Here is a 19,402-nt window from a genome sequence, read left to right on the forward strand (position 1 = left end):
GATGCAGGGGAACCGATCGGAGATCAGGCACCCATCGCGTGCAGGCCGCCGTCCACGTGGACGATCTCGCCGGTGGTCTTCGGGAACCAGTCCGACAGCAGGGCGACGACGCCCTTGCCCGTCGGCTCCGGGTCGCTCATGTCCCACTCCAGCATGGAGCGGGAGTTCCAGACGTCCGCCAGCTCCGAGAAGCCCGGGATGGACTTCGCGGCCATCGAACCGATCGGACCGGCCGAGACCAGGTTGCAGCGGATGTTCTCCTTGCCCAGGTCGCGGGCGAGGTAGCGGCTGGTGGCCTCCAGCGCGGCCTTGGCCGGGCCCATCCAGTCGTACTGCGGCCAGGCGAACTGCGCGTCGAAGGTGAGGCCGACGACGGCCGCGCCCTCCGCGGGGAAGAGCGGCTTGCAGGCCATGGTCAGCGACTTCAGCGAGAACGCCGAGACGTGCATGGCGGTGGCGACCGACTCGAACGGCGTGTTCAGGAAGTTGCCGCCGAGGGCGTCCTGCGGGGCGAAGCCGATGGAGTGCACGACGCCGTCGAGGCCGCCGAGCTCGTCGCGGACGAGGCCCTCCAGGCGGGCCAGGTGCTCGTCGTTGGTGACGTCGAGCTCGATCACCTTGACCGGCTTGGGCAGCTTCTTGGCGATGCGCTCGGTCAGCGACGGGCGCGGCCACGCGGTGAGGATGACCTCGGCGCCCTGCTCCTGGGCCAGCCTGGCCGTGTGGAAGGCGATGGAGGACTCCATCAGCACACCCGTGATGAGGATGCGCTTGCCCTCGAGAATTCCGCTCATGGTGATCAGTGACCCATGCCCAATCCGCCGTCAACGGGAATGACGGCTCCGGTGATGTACGCGGCGTCGTCGGACGCCAGGAAGCTCACGGCTGCCGCGATCTCCTCGGGCTGCGCGTAACGGCCGAGCGGCACCTGGCCCACGATGCCCGCGCGCTGCTCGTCGGTGAGCACCTTCGTCATGTCGGTGTCCACGAAACCGGGGGCGACGACGTTGAAGGTGATGTTGCGGGAGCCCAGCTCACGGGCGAGCGAGCGGGCGAAGCCGACCAGCGCGGCCTTGGAGGCGGCGTAGTTCGCCTGCCCTGCCGAGCCGAGCAGTCCGACGACCGAGGAGATCAGGACCACTCGGCCCTTCTTGGCACGCAGCATGCCACGGTTCGCGCGCTTGACCACCCGGAAGGTGCCGGTGAGGTTCGTGTCGACGACCGAGGCGAAGTCCTCCTCGGACATCCGCATCAGCAGCGTGTCCTTGGTGATGCCGGCGTTGGCCACGAGCACCTCGACGGCGCCGTGCGCGTCCTCGATCTGCTTGTAGGCCTGCTCCACCTGCTCGGAGTCGGTGATGTCGCACCGCACCGCCAGGACACCGAGCGAGGTGAGCGCCTGCGGCGGCTCACCCGACCGGTACGTGATCGCGACCTTGTCGCCGGCCTCCGCGAAGGCTCGGGCGATGGCGAGGCCGATGCCCCGGTTTCCTCCGGTGACGAGAACCGAGCGGCTCAACGGATCACCCTTTCGCTAGCGGTCTGAATACCAAAAACCTATAGGTCACATCCCTCGTACGGAGAATCGACCCCCGACAGGGCCTCGCGACAGGCTCTGTCGAGTCCCTACAGAAAGATGTAGGCACAAGCGCCCCGATCGCGACATGATCGGAGCGACCGTCCCCGACCCCGGGAGGACTTCCGTGCCCCATTCCATCGACGCGGCCTTCACCGCGCTGCCCTTGCGGGCGCTCGCCGACGCGGCGCTCGCCCGGGCGCGCGCGCTGGGCGCCGAGCATGCCGACTTCCGGCTGGAGCGCGTCCGCAGCGCCTCCTGGCGCCTGCGGGATGCCAAGCCCTCCGGCGGGTCCGACACCACCGACCTCGGCCTCGCGGTCCGGGTGGTGCACGGGGGCAGTTGGGGATTCGCCTCCGGGGTGGACCTGACGATGGACGGCGCCGCCAAGGTGGCCTCGCAGGCCGTGGCCATGGCGAAGCTGTCAGCCCAGGTGATCAAGGCCGCGGGCTCGGACGAGCGGGTGGAGCTCGCCGACGAGCCGGTGCACGCCGAGCGGACCTGGATCTCCGCCTACGACGTGAACCCCTTCGAGGTGCCGGACGCGGAGAAGGCGGCGCTGCTCGCCGACTGGAGCGCGCGCCTGCTGGCGGCCGACGGGGTCGCGCACGTGGACGCCTCGCTGCTCGCCGTGCAGGAGAACAAGTTCTACGCCGACACCGCGGGGACCTCGACCACGCAGCAGCGGGTGCGGATCCATCCGCAGCTCACGGCGGTCGCGGTCGACGGCGCCACCGGCGAGTTCGACTCGATGCGCACCATCGCCCCGCCCGTCGGCCGCGGCTGGGAGTACCTGACGGGCACCGGCTGGGACTGGAACACCGAGCTGGACGAGATCCCCGGCCTGCTCGCCGAGAAGATGCGGGCGCCGAGTGTGCAGGCCGGGCGCTACGACCTGGTCGTGGACCCGTCCAACCTGTGGCTCACCATCCACGAGTCCATCGGGCACGCCACCGAGCTCGACCGGGCGCTGGGCTACGAGGCGGCGTACGCGGGGACCTCCTTCGCCACCTTCGACCAGCTGGGCAAGCTCAAGTACGGCTCCCCGATCATGAACGTCACGGGTGACCGCACCGCCGAGCACGGGCTGGCCACCGTCGGCTTCGACGACGAGGGCGTCGAGGGGCAGAGCTGGGACCTGGTCAAGGACGGCACCCTGGTCGGCTACCAGCTGGACCGGCGGATCGCGAAGCTGACCGGCCTCGGGCGCTCCAACGGCTGTGCCTTCGCCGACTCCCCCGGGCACGTGCCCGTCCAGCGGATGGCGAACGTCTCGCTGCAGCCGGATCCGGGCGGACTGTCCACCGAGGATCTGATCGGCGGGGTGGAGCGCGGGATCTACGTGGTCGGCGACCGCTCCTGGTCGATCGACATGCAGCGCTACAACTTCCAGTTCACCGGGCAGCGCTTCTTCCGGATCGAGAACGGCAGGCTGGCCGGACAGCTGCGCGACGTCGCGTACCAGGCCACCACCACCGAGTTCTGGGGCTCGATGGAGAAGGTCGGCGGTCCGCAGACCTACGTCCTGGGCGGCGCCTTCAACTGCGGCAAGGCCCAGCCCGGCCAGGTCGCGTCGGTCTCGCACGGCTGCCCGTCCGCGCTGTTCCGCGACGTGAACATCTTGAACACCACGCAGGAGGCCGGCCGATGAGCACGCTTTCGAACGGACGCAGCAAGCCGCACGAGATCGTCGAGCGGGCGCTGGAGCTGTCCACCGCCGACGGCTGCGTCGTCATCGCCGACGAGGAGTCCACCGCCAATCTGCGCTGGGCGGGCAATGCGCTCACCACCAACGGAGTCACCCGCGGCCGGACCCTGACGGTCATCGCCACGGTCGACGGCAAGGAGGGCACGGCCTCGGGGGTCGTGTCGCGCTCCGCCGTCACCGCGGCGGACCTGGAGCCGCTGGTGCGGGCCGCCGAGGCGGCCGCGCGCGGAGCGGGCCCCGCCGAGGACGCCCAGCCGCTGGTCACCGGGACCCCGGCCTCGGCGGGCTTCACCGACGCCCCGGCCGAGACCACCTCGGCGGTGTTCGCGGACTTCGCGCCGGCGCTCGGCGAGGCCTTCGCCCGGGCCCGCGAGGGTGGCCGGGAGCTGTACGGCTTCGCCAACCACGAGCTGGTCTCCACGTACGTCGGCACCTCGACGGGCCTGCGGCTGCGCCACGACCAGCCCAACGGCACCCTGGAGCTCAACGCCAAGTCCCCGGACCGCCAGCGCTCGGCCTGGGCCGGCCGCTCCACCCGGGACTTCAAGGACGTGGACCCGACCGTGCTGGACGCGGAGCTCGCCGTGCGCCTCGGCTGGGCGGAGCGGAAGATCGACCTGCCTGCCGGGCGGTACGAGACCCTGCTGCCCCCGACGGCCGTGGCGGACCTGCTGATCTACCAGATGTGGTCCGCGACGGCCCGGGACGCGGTGGAGGGCCGTACGGTCTTCTCCAAGCCCGGCGGCGGTACCCGGCTCGGCGAGAAGCTGTCCCGGCTCCCGCTGACCCTGCGCAGCGACCCGGACGCACCGGGTCTGGAATGCCCGCCGTTCGTGATCGCGCACAGCTCCAGCGACGACGCCTCGGTCTTCGACAATGGCCTTCCGGTCCCGCCCACGGAGTGGATCCGCGACGGCGAGCTGGCCCGGCTGATGACGACCCGGCACACGGCGGGCACGACCGGGATGCCGCTGTCCCCCGGTTTCGGCAACCTGATCCTGGACGGCGGCGGTGACAAGTCGCTGGAGGAGATGGTGGCGGACACCGAGCGGGGTCTGCTGCTGACCTGCCTCTGGTACATCCGCGAGGTGGACCCGGCGACGCTGCTGCTCACGGGCCTGACCCGGGACGGCGTCTATCTGGTGGAGAACGGCGAGGTCGTCGGCGAGGTCAACAACTTCCGCTTCAACGAGTCCCCCGTGGACCTGCTGTCGCGGGCCTCGGAGGCAGGCCGGACCGAGAAGACCCTGCCGCGCGAATGGAGCGACTGGTTCACCCGCGCCGCGATGCCCGCCCTGCGCATCCCCGATTTCAACATGAGTTCGGTCAGCAAGGGCGTCTGACCCACCTAGACTGATCGTTGCAACGAAGTGTTGCAATTCCGATCATCCGAAGGAGTCGAGAGACCGTGACGGACATCGTCGACGAACTGAAGTGGCGTGGGCTCTTCGCCCAGTCCACTGACGAAGAAGCGCTGCGCAAGGCCTTCGCGGACGGTCCGGTCACGTTCTATTGCGGCTTCGACCCGACGGCCGCCTCGCTGCACGTGGGGCACCTGGTGCAGGTGCTCACCGTGCGCCGGCTCCAGCTGGCCGGGAACCGGCCGCTGGCGCTGGTCGGCGGGGCCACCGGGCAGATCGGTGACCCTCGGCCGACGGCCGAGCGGACGCTGAACGACCCGGAGACCATCGCGAGCTGGGTGACCCGTCTGCGCACCCAGATCGAGCCCTTCCTGTCCTTCGAGGGCGAGAACGCGGCGCTCATGGTGAACAACCTGGACTGGACGGCGGGCATGTCCGCCATCGAGTTCCTCCGGGACATCGGCAAGCACTTCCGCGTCAACAAGATGCTGACGAAGGACTCCGTCGCCAAGCGGCTGGACTCCGACCAGGGCATCAGTTACACGGAGTTCAGCTACCAGCTGCTCCAGGGCATGGACTTCCTGGAGCTGTACCGGCGCTACGGCTGCGTGCTCCAGCAGGGCGGCTCCGACCAGTGGGGCAACCTGACGGCCGGACTCGACCTGATCCACCGGGTGGAGCCGGGTGCGGTCGTGCACGCGCTGGCGACACCACTGATGGTCAAGGCGGACGGCACCAAGTTCGGCAAGTCCGAGAGCGGGGCCGTCTGGCTCGACCCGGAGATGACCACGCCGTACGCGTTCTACCAGTTCTGGCTGAACGTGGACGACCGGGACATCTCCACCTACATGCGGATCCTGTCCTTCAAGTCCCGTGAGGAGCTGGAGGCGCTGGAGGCGCAGACCGCCGAGCGGCCGCAGGCGCGTGCCGCGCAGCGGGCGCTGGCGGAGGAGCTGACCACGCTCGTGCACGGCGCCGACCAGTGCGCCGCCGTGATCGCGGCCTCGAAGGCGCTGTTCGGCCAGGGCGACCTGGCGGAGCTGAGCGACGCCACGCTGGCCGCGGCCCTGTCCGAGCTGCCGCACGTCAAGGTGGCGGCGTCGGACCTGGGCCTGGTCGTCGACCTGTTCGCTGAGACGGGTCTGGTCGCGAGCAAGTCGGCCGCCCGCCGGACCGTGAAGGAGGGCGGTGCCTACGTGAACAACGTGAAGGTCACCGCCGAGGACGCGGTCCCGGCCAAGGAGGAGCTGCTGCACGGGCGCTGGCTGGTGCTGCGCCGCGGCAAGAAGAACCTGGCGGCGGTCGAGGTCACCGGCGCCTGACGCGCGGGGCGGCACGGAACACGGCGCAGGGGCCGGTTCGGACACTCGGTCCGGCCGGCCCCTGCGTCATGATCCGGGTGCCTCACGTCGTCCGGCGCCCGCGGCCCCTGATCGACCCGTAGACCATCTCGCCGAGAGCGACCACGGCGACCGCGCCGGCGAGCTGCAGCAGGTGGCGGATCCAGTCGATGCCCCTGGTCTCGCCGACGCCGATCCAGGTGGCCACGGCGTTGCCGAGGACCGCGCCGGCGATGCCGAAGAGGGTGGTCAGCCAGAGGGGCTGGTGCTGCTTGCCCGGCAGGATGGCCCGGGCAATCAGCCCCAGCACGAAACCGACGATGATCGCCCACAACCAAGACATGTCGAGCCTCCTCCTGGCGCGTTCTGCGCACGTGGGGCCAGTCTCGGCCCGTCCGGCATACAGCGCATTTCGGGCAGCGCCAGGAGGGGTCCCCCTCTCCTCGCGCGTCCAGGGGGCGCGTACCGTGGGAGGTCCGGGCCGGAGAGCGGCCGGCGGGTGATCAGGTGGTGGAGCATGGAGCGGCAGAAGCGGCAGAAGCGGAACGGGACCGAGGTCTTCCGAATCACCGGTGCGCGGATGGGACTCGCCGAGGACGTCCGGGGCCGCCAGCGCCGATACGTGATCTCGATGGCCGTCAGGACTCTTTCGGTCATCGCGACCGTGCTGTTGTGGAACGTGCAGCGCCCCGTGGCCATCGTGACGCTCGTCGCGGGAGCCCTGCTGCCGTACGTGGCGGTGGTCATCGCCAACGCGGGGCGCGAGTCGACGCCGTCGCTGCCCTCGCACTTCGTCCCGGCTCCTGTGCGGCCGGCACTGGACGCCGGAAACCTCAAGAAAAGCTCAGATCAATCATGAAGTTCCAGTGCACTCCAACGGGTCCTGCGTGACATACTGCTCACGCGCTCCGCATCCCCCGTCGGAGCGACGGACCGACGCCGGGCAGCTCCCCCCGTGGCTGCTCGGCGTCGCCATTCCGTTCTAGGGTTGGGCCGTGACTCCTTCTGACTCCGCCGGCCCCGACACGAACCCCACCTGCTCCGCCAAGGGCTGCCGCGACGCGGCCGTCTGGGTCCTGGCGTGGAACAACCCGACGCTGCACACGCCGGAGCGGCGCAAGACCTGGCTGGCATGCGAGGAGCACCGCGAACACCTCTCCCAATTCCTGGGGGTCCGCGGTTTCCTCAAGGACGTCGTCAAGCTCGACGAGTGGGTGCAGCCGGAGGGCTCGGAACGCCTGCGCTGAGGCGGCTCAGCCGCCGATCGCGGACATCGGGCGATCGGGCTGCATGAAGGACGGGTCGTCGAGACCGGACCCGGCCTTCTTGCCCCACATCGCGACCTCCCACAGCCGGGCGATCTCCTCGTCCGGGGCGCCCGAGCGCAGGGCTGCGCGCAGGTCCGACTCCTCGGTGGCGAAGAGGCACGTACGGACCTGGCCGTCGGCCGTGAGCCGGGTACGGTCGCAGGCCGAGCAGAACGGGCGGGTGACGGATGCGATGACGCCGACGGTGGCGGGGCCGCCGTCGACCACCCAGCGCTCGGCGGGGGCGGAGCCACGCTCGTCGGCGCCTTCCTCGGTGAGCGTGAAGCGGGTGCGCAGGGATTCCAGGATGTCCCCGGCGGTGATCATGCCGTCGCGCTTCCAGCCGTGCTGGGCGTCGAGCGGCATCTGCTCGATGAAGCGGAGCTCGTACTCGTTCTCCACGGCCCAGGCGAGCAGGTCGGGGGCCTCGTCGTCGTTGAGGCCGGGCATGAGCACGGCATTGACCTTGACGGGGGTCAGGCCGGCCTCGCGGGCCGCGGCCATGCCGTCGATGACGTCGTGGTGCCGGTCGCGGCGGGTGAGGGTCTTGAAGACTTCAGGCCGCAGGGTGTCCAGGGAGACGTTCACCCGGTCCAGGCCGGCGGCCTTGAGCGCCTGTGCGGTGCGCTTGAGGCCGATGCCGTTGGTGGTGAGGGACATCTTCGGGCGGGGCTCCAGGGCCGCGCACCGCTCGACGATCCCGACGAGGCCGGGACGCAGCAGCGGCTCGCCGCCGGTGAAGCGGACCTCGGTGATGCCGAGCCGGGTGACCGCGATGCGGATCAGCCGGACGATCTCGTCGTCACTGAGCAGGTCGGACTTGCCGAGCCACTGCAGTCCCTCTTCCGGCATGCAGTAGGTGCAGCGGAGGTTGCACCGGTCGGTGAGGGAGACGCGCAGGTCGGTGGCCACGCGGCCGTAGGTGTCGAGAAGCACTGTGGGCCCACTCCCCTGTCCGGATCTGTAGGGTGCGCGCGGCATGGATCTACGTCACGCGTTCTATTTCGAGCCTACGCGACGCGTGTGTCATATAGACGTGCCCAAATGAACGAGACGTAACGGGGCCGCGTCGTAGGGACCTACGACGCGGCCACGCTGGGTGTTCGGACGATGTCAGTGCGCCCCTGTACCGGTGAGGGAGCGGACCTCCAGCTCGGCGAACTTCTGGGGGTCGGCCTTCTCCTTCGACAGGACGGTTCCCAGCCATCCCAGGAGGAAGCCGAGGGGGATCGAGATGATGCCCGGATTCTCCAGCGGGAACCAGTAGAAGTCCGCGTCCTTGAACATCGAGGTGGGCTTGCCGGACACGACCGGCGAGAACAGCACCAGGCCGACTGCCGAGATCAGACCGCCGTAGATGGACCAGAGCGCCCCCTGGGTGGTGAAACGCTTCCAGAAGAGGCTGTAGAGGATCGTGGGCAGGTTGGCGGAGGCGGCGACCGCGAAGGCGAGCGCGACCAGGCCGGCCACGTTCAGGTCGCGGGCGAGGGCGCCCAGGCCGATGGCGACGGCTCCGATGACGACCGTGGACCAGCGGGCGGCGCGCACCTCCTCCTTCTCTGTTGCCTTGCCCCTGCGGATCACGTTCACGTACAGGTCGTGCGCGAAGGACGAGGAGGAGGCGAGGGTCAGGCCCGCGACCACGGCGAGGATGGTGGCGAAGGCGACCGCGGAGATCACGGCGAGCAGGATGGCGCCGCCGGTGGAGTCGGGGCCGCCGCCGACGGCTTGGGCGAGCAGCGGCGCCGCGGTGTTGCCGGCCTTGTTCGAGGCCAGGATGTCGGCCCGCTCCAGCAGGGCCGCGGCCCCGAACCCGAGGGCGATGGTCATCAGGTAGAAGGCGCCGATGATGCCGATGGCCCAGTTCACGGACTTGCGGGCGGCCTGGGCGGTGGGCACGGTGTAGAAGCGGATCAGGATGTGCGGCAGGCCGGCGGTGCCGAGGACGAGGGCGATGCCGAGCGAGATGAAGTCCAGCTTCGACGTGGAGTCCTTGCCGTACTTGAGGCCGGGCTCGAGGAATTTCGCCCCCTGTCCGCTGTTCTCGGCGGCCTTGCCCAGCAGGTCGGAGATGTTGAAGTTGAACTTCACCAGTACCAGGAAGGTGATCAGAAGGGCACCCGCGATCAGCAGGACCGCCTTGATCATCTGGACCCAGGTGGTGCCCTTCATGCCGCCGATGGTCACGTAGACGATCATCAGGACGCCGACCAGCGCGACGACGGCCACCTTGCCGCCGTCGCTGGTGATGCCCAGGAGCAGGGAGACGAGCACGCCGGCGCCGGCCATCTGGGCGAGCAGGTAGAAGATCGAGACCACGATGGTCGAGGTGCCGGCGGCGGTGCGGACGGGCCGCTGGCGCATCCGGTACGCGAGGACGTCACCCATCGTGTAGCGGCCGGAGTTGCGCAGCGGCTCGGCGACGAGCAGCAGGGCGACCAGCCAGGCGACGAGGAAGCCGATCGAGTAGAGGAAGCCGTCGTAGCCGAAGAGGGCGATGGCTCCGGCGATGCCGAGGAAGGACGCGGCGGACATGTAGTCGCCGGAGATGGCGAGGCCGTTCTGGAAGCCGGTGAACTGGCGGCCGCCCGCGTAGAAGTCGGCGGCGTCCTTGGTCTGGCGGCCCGCCCAGATGGTGATGATCAGGGTGGCGACGACGAACAGTCCGAACAGGGTGATGATCAGCGGGCGGTGCTCGGAGGCGCCTGCGGCGACCGTCGTCAGGTGGTGCGTACCGCTCATTCCGCGGCCTCCATCCGCGCCTTGATGGCCTCTGCCTTGGGGTCGAGCCGGGCGGCTGCGTGCCGCGCGTACAGCCAGGCGATCAGGAAGGTCGTCGCGAACTGGGCGAGGCCGAGCACAAGGGCGACGTTGATGTTGCCGAAGAGCTTGGTCCCCATGAAGCCGCCCGCGTAGTTGGACAGCAGGACGTAGAGCAGGTACCAGGCGATGAAGGCCACGGTGAGCGGGAAGGCGAAGGACCGGTAGGAGCGGCGCAGTTCGGCGAACTCCGGGCTCTGCTGGACGCGCGCGTAGTCATCGGCCGTGGGGCCCGCCAGTGGCGTTTCCGCGCTGCCGGGCGGCGGCGGCGCTGCTTCGGTGGTCACGGGGGAATCTCCTTGTGACGCGGATGCGGTGGGGACGACGGACAAAACAACCTCCGTGTGGGGGGACGGCGGTGCTGATCCCCCCTGTCAACGGCACGGCCGGCGCGCCGGGACGGTTCAACACCCGTGGATTCTTCGGAAACTGATTTCTCGAACTGATGGCGTAGAGGGGAACGGCGGCACTAGGTTCACTTGTCATGGACCCGTCCGACGCGACCGCGTCAGGACGGCTTTTTCAAGATGATCTGGAGAACCCATGGCTCATCTGGGACCCCGCCGTCGGCGTGCCCTCTCCGTACCGGTCGGCGTGGCGCTCACCGCGTCGCTCGCCTTCCTGCCCTCGGTCGCGGCCTCCGCCGCCCCGCTGGGCAACGCGACGGACACGGTGGTGGCTTCGAAGCCCGACACCTCCGGCCCCAAGCTGTCGTATGTGGCGAACCTGAACGCGTACGCCACGATGCAGGCGGCGAAGAAGGCCGTGGAGCGGGCCGGCGGAACGGTGGTGACGGCCTATGAGCAGATCGGCGTCGTCGTCGCGCATTCCCAGAACCCGGACTTCGCCAAGCAGCTGCGAGCCCAGCGCGGCCTGTTCGTGTCGGTCGGCGCCACCCGGACGGCCCCGCTCCAGACGGTGCAGACCACCGAGGAGGGCGCGACCCAGCAGCTGAGCGCGGCGGACGCCGCCAAGGCCGCGGCGCAGGCCCAGGACGGGCAGGAGCCGCTGGAGCCCAACCAGTGGGACCTGCGGACGATCAAGGCCGACGAGGCTCACAAGATCAACGATGGCAGCCCGGACGTCACGGTGGGCATCATCGACACGGGTGTCGACGACACCCACCCCGATCTCGCCCCGAACTTCTCCAAGGGCCAGTCGGCCAACTGCGTCGGCGGTGTCGCGGACACCTCCGAGGGCGCCTGGCGCCCGTACGCCGACGGCAGCGACCACGGCACGCACGTGGCCGGCACCATCGGGGCCCCGCGCAACGGCCTCGGCATCAGCGGCGTCGCGCCCGGCGTGAAGATCGCCGCGATCAAGGTGAGCGAGCCCGGGACCAGCCTCTTCTACACCGAGGCGGTCGTCTGCGGCTTCATGTTCGCCGCCGAGAAGGGGATCGAGGTGACCAACAACAGCTACTACGTCGACCCCTGGCTCTTCAACTGCAAGACGGACGACGACCAGAAGGCACTGGTGGAGGCCATCGCCCGGGCCACCAAGTACGCCGAGCGCAAGGGGACGCTCCACGTGGCCTCGGCCGGCAACTCCAATCAGGACCTGGCGGCCGACTCCCTCGTCGACGACACCAGCCCGAACGACACCACCCCGGTGCCGCGCACCATAGACCCGCGCGTCTGCCTGGACCTGCCCACGCAGCTGCCGGGCGTGGTCACGGTCTCGGCGACCGGCGACAAGGGCCTGCGCTCGTACTACTCCAGCTACGGCCTCGGGGTCGTTGACGTCGCCGCGCCCGGCGGCGACAAGTGGCAGGTCCCGGCCACCCCCGACGCCAACGGGCGCGTGCTGTCCACCGTCCTGGGCGGGGGCTACGGCTACAAGCAGGGCACCTCGATGGCCGCACCGCACGTCGCCGGCGTCGCGGCGCTGCTCAAGAGCGCCCACCCGTCGGCCACGCCGGCGCAGCTCCAGGCGATGCTGAAGGCCCAGTCCACGAAGGCGGCCTGCCCGACGCAGATCTACGACGCCGCGGGCACCATGATCGACGCCACCACCTGCGAGGCCAAGTGGGGCCAGACGGGCTACTACGGCTACGGCGTGGTCGACGCGCTCAAGGCCGTGAAGTAACAGCGGGAACCGTGAAACGGACGGGGCGGGCGGGGATCACCCCGCCCGCCCCGTCCGCCCCGTCCGTTCATCCGGTCAGGGCTTGATCAGCACCTTGAGCGCGCTGCGGTCGTCCATCGCGCGGTAGCCGTCCGGGACCTCGTCGAGGGACACGGCCCGGTCGAAGACCGGCGACGGGTCGATCGCGCCGCTGAGCACGTCCTCCAGCAGCTCCGGGATGTAGGCCCGCACCGGGGCCACGCCGCCGCGCAGGGTGATGTTGCGGTCGAACATCACACCGAGGTCGAGGCCGGTGCCGCTGCCGTGCGGGACGCCGACGTAGCCGACGGCCCCGCCGTCGCGGGTGATGTTCACGGCGGTGCGCATGGACTGGACAAACCCTCCACCAAGACGCTTCAGGGGCCCTACACTTCACAGCCATGGGGACCCAACACGACGGCAAGCGCCTCCGCGTCATCATCTACTGTCGCATCAGCGACGACCGAGAGGGCCGCGGCGCCGGCGTCGCCCGCCAAGAGGAAGCGTGCCGGGCCCGCGCCGCGAAACACGGCTGGGACGTCGTAGCCGTGTTCGTCGAGAACGACCTCAGCGCGTACAGCGGCAAGAAGCGCCCCAAGTACCAGCAGATGCTCGCCATGCTCAACGCCGGCATGGCCGACGCCGTCCTCGCCCTGACACCAAAGCGGCTCTATCGGCGGATCGGCGACGCGTTCGACTTCTTCGACCTCATCACCGAGCGCGGCATCCACGTCGAGACCATCAAGCAAGGCCGCTACGACCTCACCACCGCCGAGGGCCGACGCGACGCACGCCGGGCCGCGATCGACTCCCAGTACGAGTCCGAGGAGATCGGCGAGCGCGTCAGGGACGCAAAGGCGCAGACCCTTGCCGCGGGCGGCTACCGGGGCGGGCCGCGCCCGTTCGGGTATGAGGCCGACGGGCTGACGATCCGGGAGTCCGAGGCCCGGCACTTGCGCGAGGCTGCCGAGGCCGTCCTCGCGGGCGCGTCCATGAAGTCCATCGCCCGGGAGTGGCAGGCCGCCGGGGTCCGGACTGTGCCGCGCCGGTACCGGCAGGAGGACGGGACGAGGGGCGAGCCTGAATCGCGTGACTGGTCGGCCAGTGAGCTGCGGACTTTGCTGTTGCGCCACCGCAACGCAGGTCTCCTCGCCCACCACGGCCAGGAAGTGGGGGCGGCCGCGTGGCCTGCGATCATCCCGGAGCCGGTGTGGCGGGGGGTCGTCACGAAGCTGAAGGACCCAGCCCGGTTGACCGCGGCGAGCAACGCGCGCCGGTGGCTTGGCTCCGGCCTCTTCCGGTGCGGGGCCCGGGTCGGGGACGCCGAGTGCGGGTTGCCCGCGCGATGTTCGACGTCCGGCACGGGGGCGGGGCACACGCATGTTGCGGCGTACCGCTGTTCGGGGGGCGGCCACGTGACACGACGGGCCGAGCCGCTCGACGACTACGTCACGCGGGTGGTGGTCGGCCGGCTGTCGCGGAAGGACGCCGTGCACCTGCTTGCTCGCCGACAGGACGATCCGGTCGACCTTCAGGCGGCGGACGCCGAGCTGACGGCGGCGCGGGAGCGGCTGAAGGAGCTGGCCGAACTGTTCGGTGACGGCGAGATGGACAAGGCGGAGTATCGGGCGGCGTCGGCGAAGGCGCGGGAGCGGAAGCGGAAGGCTGAGGAGCTGCTCGCGATGGCGTCGGTGACGAATCCGCTGGTGGGGCTGGTGGGCGCGGCGGATGTGGCGGCTGAGTGGGAGGGCATCGACCTGTCGCGGAAGCGGTCTGTGGTCGATGCCCTCATGGAGGTGTGGATTCTCCCGGCGCGGCGAGGCCGCATGCCGAAGGGTGTGGAGATGGACGTGGAGCGGATCGATATCCGCTGGAAGTAGGGCTACACGGCCGGGTGGGGGCGTGCGGGGGCCTCGCTGCCGATGCCGTGGCGGCCGACGTGTTCCATGGCGCGGTTGTACTCGTCTACGGCCTTTTGGCTGACCTCGTGAGGGTGTACTGCGAGGCATAGGCGGCCGTCGTCGGCCTGGAGGAGGACTGCGGCCATGCCGTCGGGGACGCGGGAGTCTCGCACCATCGGTACACATGCCAGAGGCATATCCGTCTTACAGACCTCGTCGTCTGCCATCACAACCCCCAGCGTTGGGTGCATCGCCCGTTCGATCACATGTTCGATCGCACGTCAGATGCCAGGCTAGCTGACCTCACGCCCCCCAGGCGGAAAGCCCAGCATGCCATCTCAGTTAGTGGCGGACTACACGCTGCGCATAACTGCTACAAATCGAAACTGTTCACTCCTGAGTAACTGATGTCCCATCAGGTCCCTCATTTGCGAACGTTTCGGCAAGTTCTTCCAGCAGCTCCAGCTGCCGGGGGGTGAGCTTCTCCGCGTTCTGAACCAGTGCGCGGGCCCGGCCGGAGCTACTCCACACCGAGTCGATCCCCATGAACTGGGCGCCGGCTGCGTCCTGTACGCGCGCCAGGGGGAGCTCGTACGCTCGCGCAAGCGCCTGGAGCTCGGGAAGGCGCGGCGTCCAGGACATGCGAGGGACGGCCTTCTCAAGGTTGTCGAGCGTGGAACGCTTAATGACCGGCGTGCCGTCTTCACGGAGGCCCGTACGCTCCTCGACCTGCCGGAGGGAACGACGTAGCTCCACTCGGCGATCACGCAGCAGGTCGGACAGGTCCGTCCGAGCGGGCGTGCGCGCGTTGTTGTCCTCGACCATGACGGTCATCTTGCCACTCCCCAGTGGGCGCTGTGCCGGTAGGTGTCCCTGTTGCCAGCGTGAGTTGGTCTGCAAACGCGCTGGTGGTGTGGGCAGAGGTGCCCTCCAGCATGGACAGAGTGTCCACGGTGGCGGCCTAGAGCGCCATACCGCCCGGGATTTTTGACCGGAACGAGCACATTAGAGAGTCGACATATCGGCCTTGTCCACGAGGGTGGACAAGCTGTCCACCCCGTGCCATGCTTCTCGTGTCCACCTCGGTGGACAACAAGACCAAGGAGGTGGACATGTCTCCGAGCGAGCCCGTATATCGGCTGCTCAACCGCGAGCTGCTCAAGTTGCTCATGACCCGCACCGGCACCGGCCAGAGCATCACGATCCGCGAACTCGCCCGCCAGGCCGGCTGCTCCAGCACCACCATCGGCGCTTTGGCCAGTGGCGCAAAAGCGTGCGTCGTAGCCAGCACCGCTCACGCCGTAGCTCGTGTCATCGGCGTCGACACGCTGATCCTCTTCACCCCGGCGGGCCGATCCGTACCGGTCCCCCACAGCGAGACCCCGGTATCCGTCGTCCGGGTCGCCGGATGAACAGCGCCGAGCCCGACCAGCCGCTGTCGCCGTACGAGGCGCACATCGCCGCCGTCGTGGCCGCCGCACCGCCGCTGACCCCCGAGCAGGAAGCCCGCATCCGCGGACTGTTCCGGCCCGGCGTCGCGAGCCTGCCGGCCCTGCCGCTGGCCGCCTGACCCAAAGAAAAAACGGGGCCGCCCGGACGGCTATCCGGAACGACCCCGGCATTCCTCAACCCAACGAATCGAGGAACACCATGAACCACCAGAGTAGCCCGACAGCCCCGCCCGCAGGCCTCGCCGCCGCCGCAACCGCGCTGGTCTCCCTCACCGAGATGTACGCCGGCCTCCCCACGCCGTACGTCACCATCCACACCTTCGAGGGCACCCCGACGATCCACTTCCAGCTCACCACGCCCCACGGGTTCGAGCAGTGGCGCACCGCCCTGGTGGTCCCCGCCGAGGCCATCGACCTGACGGCGTACGCCGGCAGCACCTGGCTCGCGGCGAACGCGGTGTTCCAGGGGATCGAGATCAAGCTGGCTGGGTACGGCATCGAGCTGGCGCCCGGCCTGTCGGCGGTGGCGGCATGACGCACTCGCCGACCCCGACGGAGCTGCTGGCGCTGAAGACTGCGCACGCGGCTGAGGCTTCGAAGGACGCCTCCTACGACCTGGTGTCCACCATCGTGTTCGCGCTCGGTTCCGCGCAGCTGCTCCAGTCCCCGGAGACGGCCGCCGAGCTGTCCCGGCTGGTCCAGGACCGGGCTCAGTGGCGGACCCGGTACTACGAGGAGTCCCGCACGTATTGGGACGCGGAGCTCCCGCCGGGCGGCGAGTGCTGCGCCGACTGCAACCAGCCGGTGGAGTCCGAGCCGTGCGCGGAGCACCACCCGGCGACGGTGGCGGCCCGGCTGGTCGAGGAGAACGCCCGGCTGCGGGCCCGGGTGGCCGAGCTGGAGGCCGAGCGCAGCACCCTCGTCGCCGACCGCGACGCGCAGATCGTCGCGTGGCTCGGCAAGAAGGCCCGCGAGTACCGGTCGACCCGTAGCCGCGAGCACGCGGCGCAGGCCGAGGTGCTGGAGCGCATGGCCGACAAGGTCCGCCGCGGTGCCGTGCGCCCGCTGGAGGACCCGCACGACTCCCCGCTGCACCACACCTACCGGCTCGGCCACGACCTCCCCGAGGTGCCCCATGCCTGACCCGAAGCCCGCCCGCGGCCCGCTCTACGTCGAGGCCACCCCGCTGCTGGTGACGCTCGACGCGTCCCCGCTGGTCTCGGCCAACGTGCACGACCTCCTCGAACTCCTCCAGGACGAGTTCCTCGACGAGTTCATGGAGCTGGACACCGCCGACGGCCTCGCCTTCGAGGAGCTGCACGCGAAGCTCGTCGCGCGCATCGCCACCAAGGTCGCGCTGACCGGCCGGCAGGCCTGCTCGGTCGCCGCCCAGCTGAACCGCCTCGGCCAGGAGCGCAGCATCCCCGGCCAGCAGGACCGGAGGGCATCGTGACGCGCCGGGAGTGGCTGCTCGCCGCCGTACAGCAGACCGGCCACCCGGTCACCACGCACGAGGCGGAGCTGCTGCTCGCCGGGTCGCCGTGGCCGACGTCGGGCCGCAACACCGCCCGGAAGGACCTGCGCGGGCTGTCCCGCCGCGGCCTGCTGGCCGCGGTCCACGCGGAGGGCCGCCGGGCCTACCTGCCCGCGCCGGCCCCCGCCGTCGAGGAACGGAGCGCGGCGTGATGACCGGGCCCGAGCACTACCGCGAGGCTGAACGGCTCCTCGCTGGCGCACAGAACGTCATGGACGTGGCTCCGATCGACGGCCTCACCCGCCGCGAGTGTGCCGATCTGGCTCAGGTCCACGCCACGCTCTCGCTCGCCGCCGCAACGGCTGCTCGGCTCGCCGACCCGTACATCGGGGACGGCGACCACATCAATGACTGGCGGACCGCCATCGGTGACACGACGCAGCCGGTGTTCGTGATCGAGGGGGAAGCATGACCAACCCCCGCCACGCGCGGGACACCGAGCGGGGTCGCTACTACAGCGACCCCGCCGGGGGCCCCGACCTCGTCTCCGTTACCAACGTCCTCGGCACCGCCATCGCCAAGCAGGCGCTCATCCCGTGGGCCGTGAAGCTCACCGTCGAGTACGTCCTCGCCAACCTGCCGGCCCTCACGCTCCGCCTCGTCTACGAACGCACCGCAGTGGTCAAGGAGATCAAGGCCGTCCACCGAGAGGTGAAGGAGCAGGCCGCCGACCTCGGCAACCGCATCCACAAGGCCGCCGAGCTCCGTCTTCTTGGCGCTCCGGTCCCGGCCGACCTGGAGGTGATGCCCTACGTCACCCAGCTCGAACTGTGGCTGGACGGCTGGGGCGTCGACCTCGACAAGCACATCGAGGCCACCGAGATCACGTGCCTGCACCGACGGCTCGGCTACGCAGGGACGGCAGACCTGCTGATCTGGCTGCCGACCGGGCCCGGCCGGGCGCTGGAGCTGTGGTTGATCGACTTCAAGACGTCGGCGACCCGGCCCGCGAAGTCCGTCTACCCGGAGAACACGCTCCAGCTCGCCGCGCTGCGGTACGCGGAGACGGTCCTCCTCCCCGACGACACCGACGCCCCGATGCCCAAGGTCCAACGGGCCGGCGTCCTGAACCTGCGCCGCAACAGCCACGCGCTCGTCCCGATGCCCGCCGACCGGACCGCCCACCGCGCATTCCGCGGCGCCCTCGAAGCGACCCGCTGGCTCCACGCCGCGCCCTCCTCATACGCCGCGCTGTCGCCCTCGACGGCGCCCACCCGAAAGGCGGCCTGAGATGGGCTCCCGCCTCCTCAACATTCAGCGCCGGGCCGCCGAGCACGGCCGCCTCCGCACCGGCTACACCCAGGGCAACCGGCCCATGCGGTCCGCGACCTGGGTCATCACCTCCCACTCCGAGGAGCACGTCCGTACCGCCGCCGAGCTGTGGGGCGGCACCCCGGAGTCGTGGAAGCCGCTCAACTCGACCATCGAGCAGTGGCGGGTCATCACCAAGGCCTCAGCGATCGAGGCCCTGATCACCCCGGGTGACCCGCTGAATCAGTACAACGAGATGTGGTCCGCGGGCGGCTGCCAGCGCCGCTGTGACGGCACCACCGAGCTCCTGAGCCGCAAGGCGTGCGTGTGCGCCGCACAGTTCGGCGAGGACTGGCACCAGCAGCCCAAGGGCCGTGTGTGTGCGGCCACGTCCCGGCTGAACGTGATGCTCCCGGACTTGTCCGGAATGGGCATGTGGCGGGCCGAGACCCACAGCTTCTACGCCGCGTCGGAGTGGGGCGGCATGGTCGACATGGTCCTCGCCGGCACCGACGGCCGCGGGTTCGTCCCGGTGACGCTGCGGATCGAGCCCCGGCAGGTTATCCGGGACGGGCAGACGAAGAAGTTCCCGGTCGTCGTGGTGGAGCTGCGCGGGATCACCCCGCGGCAGGCCCTCGCCGGGCCGATCTCCACCGCGCTGGCGTTGGACCCGACCGGGTCCCGGGCGGTCGCCGCGATCGAAGCCCCGCGCCCCGACTACGTGGCCGAGGCCGAGGCCGCCCTCGGCTCCGACGACGTCCGGGACGTGTGGCGCAAGGCCAAGGCTGCCGGGCACATGGACGACACGCTGTCGAAGCGGCTCGTGGCCATCGCCGAGGAGAAGGACGCCGAGGCGACCACCACCAGCGAGGTCGGCCCGGACGAGGACGGCGTCTACCCGGTCGAGGTCGTCGAGGACGACGACGAGTCGTCCAGCTGGCCGGCGGTCGCCGCTCCCGGATCGGGGGCCCGCTCATGAGGCCTCGGATCATTCCCGTCGGGGAGCGGTATGGGCGCCTCGTCGTAGTCGTTCAGCGGAACCCGGGC

The 19,402-nt window shown here is 70.0% G+C and carries 24 protein-coding genes and 1 pseudogene; 16 read left to right on the top strand and 9 right to left on the bottom strand.

Annotated elements, in window-relative coordinates; genetic code table 11:
- Positions 1-23: 23 nt before the first annotated feature.
- Together fabI and fabG are read right to left on the bottom strand one after the other, a co-directional pair.
- A complete protein-coding gene (fabI, locus tag ACWGIF_RS06225; RefSeq protein ID WP_314249208.1) occupies positions 24-794 on the bottom strand; it encodes an enoyl-ACP reductase FabI in 771 nt (256 codons plus the stop codon).
- 5 nt (positions 795-799) lie between these two features.
- Entirely contained in the window at positions 800-1,519 is a 720-nt protein-coding gene (fabG, locus tag ACWGIF_RS06230; protein ID WP_453491777.1) for a 3-oxoacyl-[acyl-carrier-protein] reductase, read from the bottom strand.
- 145 nt (positions 1,520-1,664) lie between these two features.
- Here fabG and ACWGIF_RS06235 point away from each other — a divergent pair, with 145 nt between their 5' ends.
- From ACWGIF_RS06235 to tyrS, 3 genes are all read left to right on the top strand, one after another.
- Positions 1,665-3,227 carry a TldD/PmbA family protein gene (locus ACWGIF_RS06235; RefSeq protein WP_453491780.1) on the top strand — a complete coding sequence of 521 codons (1,563 nt, stop codon included), beginning with the start codon at positions 1,665-1,667 and terminating at the stop codon, positions 3,225-3,227.
- Positions 3,224-4,627 (top strand): metallopeptidase TldD-related protein, encoded by a 1,404-nt coding sequence (locus ACWGIF_RS06240; protein ID WP_453491783.1) that lies wholly within the window; start codon positions 3,224-3,226, stop codon positions 4,625-4,627. Before ACWGIF_RS06235 ends, ACWGIF_RS06240 begins: the two co-directional genes overlap by 4 nt.
- A gap of 65 nt (positions 4,628-4,692) precedes the next feature.
- The gene (gene tyrS / locus ACWGIF_RS06245; RefSeq protein ID WP_453491786.1) at positions 4,693-5,967 is read left to right on the top strand and encodes a tyrosine--tRNA ligase; all 1,275 of its coding nucleotides are present in this window, start codon (positions 4,693-4,695) and stop codon (positions 5,965-5,967) included.
- Between the two features lie 82 nt (positions 5,968-6,049).
- On the opposite strand, the gene ACWGIF_RS06250 is transcribed toward tyrS, so the two are convergent.
- Positions 6,050-6,328, bottom strand: coding sequence for a GlsB/YeaQ/YmgE family stress response membrane protein (locus tag ACWGIF_RS06250; protein ID WP_453491789.1), 279 nt, complete (start codon positions 6,326-6,328; stop codon positions 6,050-6,052).
- A gap of 174 nt (positions 6,329-6,502) precedes the next feature.
- Between ACWGIF_RS06250 and ACWGIF_RS06255 the strand changes: the two genes are divergently transcribed.
- A complete protein-coding gene (locus ACWGIF_RS06255; protein ID WP_453491792.1) occupies positions 6,503-6,844 on the top strand; it encodes a DUF3099 domain-containing protein in 342 nt (113 codons plus the stop codon).
- Positions 6,845-6,980: 136 nt separating this feature from the next.
- On the top strand, positions 6,981-7,232 hold the full coding sequence (locus ACWGIF_RS06260) for a hypothetical protein (RefSeq protein WP_453491795.1): 252 nt from the start codon (positions 6,981-6,983) through the stop codon (positions 7,230-7,232).
- 6 nt (positions 7,233-7,238) lie between these two features.
- Here the strand turns inward: ACWGIF_RS06260 and moaA are convergent, their stop codons facing one another.
- The 3 genes from moaA to ACWGIF_RS06275 all read right to left on the bottom strand — a co-directional run bounded on the left by moaA (position 7,239) and on the right by ACWGIF_RS06275 (position 10,399).
- Positions 7,239-8,228, bottom strand: a complete 990-nt coding sequence (gene moaA, locus ACWGIF_RS06265) for a GTP 3',8-cyclase MoaA (RefSeq protein ID WP_453491798.1) — start codon at positions 8,226-8,228, stop codon at positions 7,239-7,241.
- A gap of 177 nt (positions 8,229-8,405) precedes the next feature.
- Complete coding sequence (locus ACWGIF_RS06270) at positions 8,406-10,034, bottom strand: solute symporter family protein (RefSeq protein ID WP_453491800.1); 1,629 nt, start codon at positions 10,032-10,034, stop codon at positions 8,406-8,408.
- Positions 10,031-10,399, bottom strand: coding sequence for a DUF485 domain-containing protein (locus tag ACWGIF_RS06275; RefSeq protein ID WP_453491803.1), 369 nt, complete (start codon positions 10,397-10,399; stop codon positions 10,031-10,033). The genes ACWGIF_RS06270 and ACWGIF_RS06275 overlap by 4 nt, the downstream gene beginning before the upstream one ends.
- Positions 10,400-10,655: 256 nt before the next feature.
- On the opposite strand from ACWGIF_RS06275, the gene ACWGIF_RS06280 reads away from it, so the two are divergent.
- Complete coding sequence (locus ACWGIF_RS06280; protein ID WP_453491806.1) at positions 10,656-12,200, top strand: S8 family serine peptidase; 1,545 nt, start codon at positions 10,656-10,658, stop codon at positions 12,198-12,200.
- A gap of 75 nt (positions 12,201-12,275) precedes the next feature.
- Here the strand turns inward: ACWGIF_RS06280 and ACWGIF_RS06285 are convergent.
- A pseudogene (locus ACWGIF_RS06285) lies at positions 12,276-12,581 on the bottom strand (IMP dehydrogenase); the annotation flags it as partial.
- Between the two features lie 38 nt (positions 12,582-12,619).
- Here ACWGIF_RS06285 and ACWGIF_RS06290 point away from each other — a divergent pair.
- A complete protein-coding gene (locus tag ACWGIF_RS06290) occupies positions 12,620-14,098 on the top strand; it encodes a recombinase family protein (RefSeq protein ID WP_453491809.1) in 1,479 nt (492 codons plus the stop codon).
- Between the two features lie 2 nt (positions 14,099-14,100).
- Here the strand turns inward: ACWGIF_RS06290 and ACWGIF_RS06295 are convergent, their stop codons facing one another.
- Entirely contained in the window at positions 14,101-14,295 is a 195-nt protein-coding gene (locus ACWGIF_RS06295) for a hypothetical protein (RefSeq protein ID WP_453491812.1), read from the bottom strand.
- Positions 14,296-14,509: 214 nt separating this feature from the next.
- Entirely contained in the window at positions 14,510-14,953 is a 444-nt protein-coding gene (locus ACWGIF_RS06300) for a hypothetical protein (RefSeq protein ID WP_453491815.1), read from the bottom strand.
- Between the two features lie 239 nt (positions 14,954-15,192).
- On the opposite strand from ACWGIF_RS06300, the gene ACWGIF_RS06305 reads away from it, so the two are divergent.
- The 9 genes from ACWGIF_RS06305 to ACWGIF_RS06345 all read left to right on the top strand — a co-directional run bounded on the left by ACWGIF_RS06305 (position 15,193) and on the right by ACWGIF_RS06345 (position 19,334).
- Positions 15,193-15,531 (top strand): helix-turn-helix domain-containing protein, encoded by a 339-nt coding sequence (locus tag ACWGIF_RS06305; protein WP_453491818.1) that lies wholly within the window; start codon positions 15,193-15,195, stop codon positions 15,529-15,531.
- Positions 15,528-15,689 (top strand): hypothetical protein, encoded by a 162-nt coding sequence (locus ACWGIF_RS06310; protein WP_453491821.1) that lies wholly within the window; start codon positions 15,528-15,530, stop codon positions 15,687-15,689. Before ACWGIF_RS06305 ends, ACWGIF_RS06310 begins: the two co-directional genes overlap by 4 nt.
- Before the next feature lie 80 nt (positions 15,690-15,769).
- Complete coding sequence (locus ACWGIF_RS06315) at positions 15,770-16,105, top strand: hypothetical protein (RefSeq protein ID WP_453491824.1); 336 nt, start codon at positions 15,770-15,772, stop codon at positions 16,103-16,105.
- Positions 16,102-16,713, top strand: coding sequence for a hypothetical protein (locus ACWGIF_RS06320; protein WP_453491827.1), 612 nt, complete (start codon positions 16,102-16,104; stop codon positions 16,711-16,713). The genes ACWGIF_RS06315 and ACWGIF_RS06320 overlap by 4 nt, the downstream gene beginning before the upstream one ends.
- Complete coding sequence (locus ACWGIF_RS06325) at positions 16,706-17,023, top strand: hypothetical protein (protein WP_453491830.1); 318 nt, start codon at positions 16,706-16,708, stop codon at positions 17,021-17,023. Before ACWGIF_RS06320 ends, ACWGIF_RS06325 begins: the two co-directional genes overlap by 8 nt.
- Entirely contained in the window at positions 17,020-17,256 is a 237-nt protein-coding gene (locus ACWGIF_RS06330) for a hypothetical protein (RefSeq protein WP_453491833.1), read from the top strand. Before ACWGIF_RS06325 ends, ACWGIF_RS06330 begins: the two co-directional genes overlap by 4 nt.
- Entirely contained in the window at positions 17,256-17,516 is a 261-nt protein-coding gene (locus ACWGIF_RS06335; protein WP_453491836.1) for a hypothetical protein, read from the top strand. Before ACWGIF_RS06330 ends, ACWGIF_RS06335 begins: the two co-directional genes overlap by 1 nt.
- Positions 17,513-18,334, top strand: a complete 822-nt coding sequence (locus ACWGIF_RS06340) for a hypothetical protein (RefSeq protein ID WP_453491839.1) — start codon at positions 17,513-17,515, stop codon at positions 18,332-18,334. Before ACWGIF_RS06335 ends, ACWGIF_RS06340 begins: the two co-directional genes overlap by 4 nt.
- 1 nt (position 18,335) lies before the next feature.
- Positions 18,336-19,334 carry a recombination directionality factor gene (locus ACWGIF_RS06345; protein ID WP_453491842.1) on the top strand — a complete coding sequence of 333 codons (999 nt, stop codon included), beginning with the start codon at positions 18,336-18,338 and terminating at the stop codon, positions 19,332-19,334.
- Positions 19,335-19,402: the final 68 nt, after the last annotated feature.

The organism is Streptomyces sp. NPDC054849, assembly GCF_053610945.1.

What these genes read in the sequence shown, in the direction of transcription:
- fabI (WP_314249208.1), bottom strand. Translation starts at nt 794, where the DNA reads ATGAGCGGAATTCTCGAGGGCAAGCGCATCCTCATCACGGGTGTGCTG.
- ACWGIF_RS06235 (WP_453491780.1), top strand. Translation starts at nt 1,665, where the DNA reads ATGATCGGAGCGACCGTCCCCGACCCCGGGAGGACTTCCGTGCCCCAT.
- ACWGIF_RS06240 (WP_453491783.1), top strand. Translation starts at nt 3,224, where the DNA reads ATGAGCACGCTTTCGAACGGACGCAGCAAGCCGCACGAGATCGTCGAG.
- ACWGIF_RS06250 (WP_453491789.1), bottom strand. Translation starts at nt 6,328, where the DNA reads ATGTCTTGGTTGTGGGCGATCATCGTCGGTTTCGTGCTGGGGCTGATT.
- ACWGIF_RS06255 (WP_453491792.1), top strand. Translation starts at nt 6,503, where the DNA reads ATGGAGCGGCAGAAGCGGCAGAAGCGGAACGGGACCGAGGTCTTCCGA.
- ACWGIF_RS06270 (WP_453491800.1), bottom strand. Translation starts at nt 10,034, where the DNA reads ATGAGCGGTACGCACCACCTGACGACGGTCGCCGCAGGCGCCTCCGAG.
- ACWGIF_RS06280 (WP_453491806.1), top strand. Translation starts at nt 10,656, where the DNA reads ATGGCTCATCTGGGACCCCGCCGTCGGCGTGCCCTCTCCGTACCGGTC.
- ACWGIF_RS06290 (WP_453491809.1), top strand. Translation starts at nt 12,620, where the DNA reads ATGGGGACCCAACACGACGGCAAGCGCCTCCGCGTCATCATCTACTGT.
- ACWGIF_RS06295 (WP_453491812.1), bottom strand. Translation starts at nt 14,295, where the DNA reads ATGGTGCGAGACTCCCGCGTCCCCGACGGCATGGCCGCAGTCCTCCTC.
- ACWGIF_RS06300 (WP_453491815.1), bottom strand. Translation starts at nt 14,953, where the DNA reads ATGACCGTCATGGTCGAGGACAACAACGCGCGCACGCCCGCTCGGACG.
- ACWGIF_RS06310 (WP_453491821.1), top strand. Translation starts at nt 15,528, where the DNA reads ATGAACAGCGCCGAGCCCGACCAGCCGCTGTCGCCGTACGAGGCGCAC.
- ACWGIF_RS06315 (WP_453491824.1), top strand. Translation starts at nt 15,770, where the DNA reads ATGAACCACCAGAGTAGCCCGACAGCCCCGCCCGCAGGCCTCGCCGCC.
- ACWGIF_RS06320 (WP_453491827.1), top strand. Translation starts at nt 16,102, where the DNA reads ATGACGCACTCGCCGACCCCGACGGAGCTGCTGGCGCTGAAGACTGCG.
- ACWGIF_RS06325 (WP_453491830.1), top strand. Translation starts at nt 16,706, where the DNA reads ATGCCTGACCCGAAGCCCGCCCGCGGCCCGCTCTACGTCGAGGCCACC.
- ACWGIF_RS06335 (WP_453491836.1), top strand. Translation starts at nt 17,256, where the DNA reads ATGACCGGGCCCGAGCACTACCGCGAGGCTGAACGGCTCCTCGCTGGC.
- ACWGIF_RS06340 (WP_453491839.1), top strand. Translation starts at nt 17,513, where the DNA reads ATGACCAACCCCCGCCACGCGCGGGACACCGAGCGGGGTCGCTACTAC.
- ACWGIF_RS06345 (WP_453491842.1), top strand. Translation starts at nt 18,336, where the DNA reads ATGGGCTCCCGCCTCCTCAACATTCAGCGCCGGGCCGCCGAGCACGGC.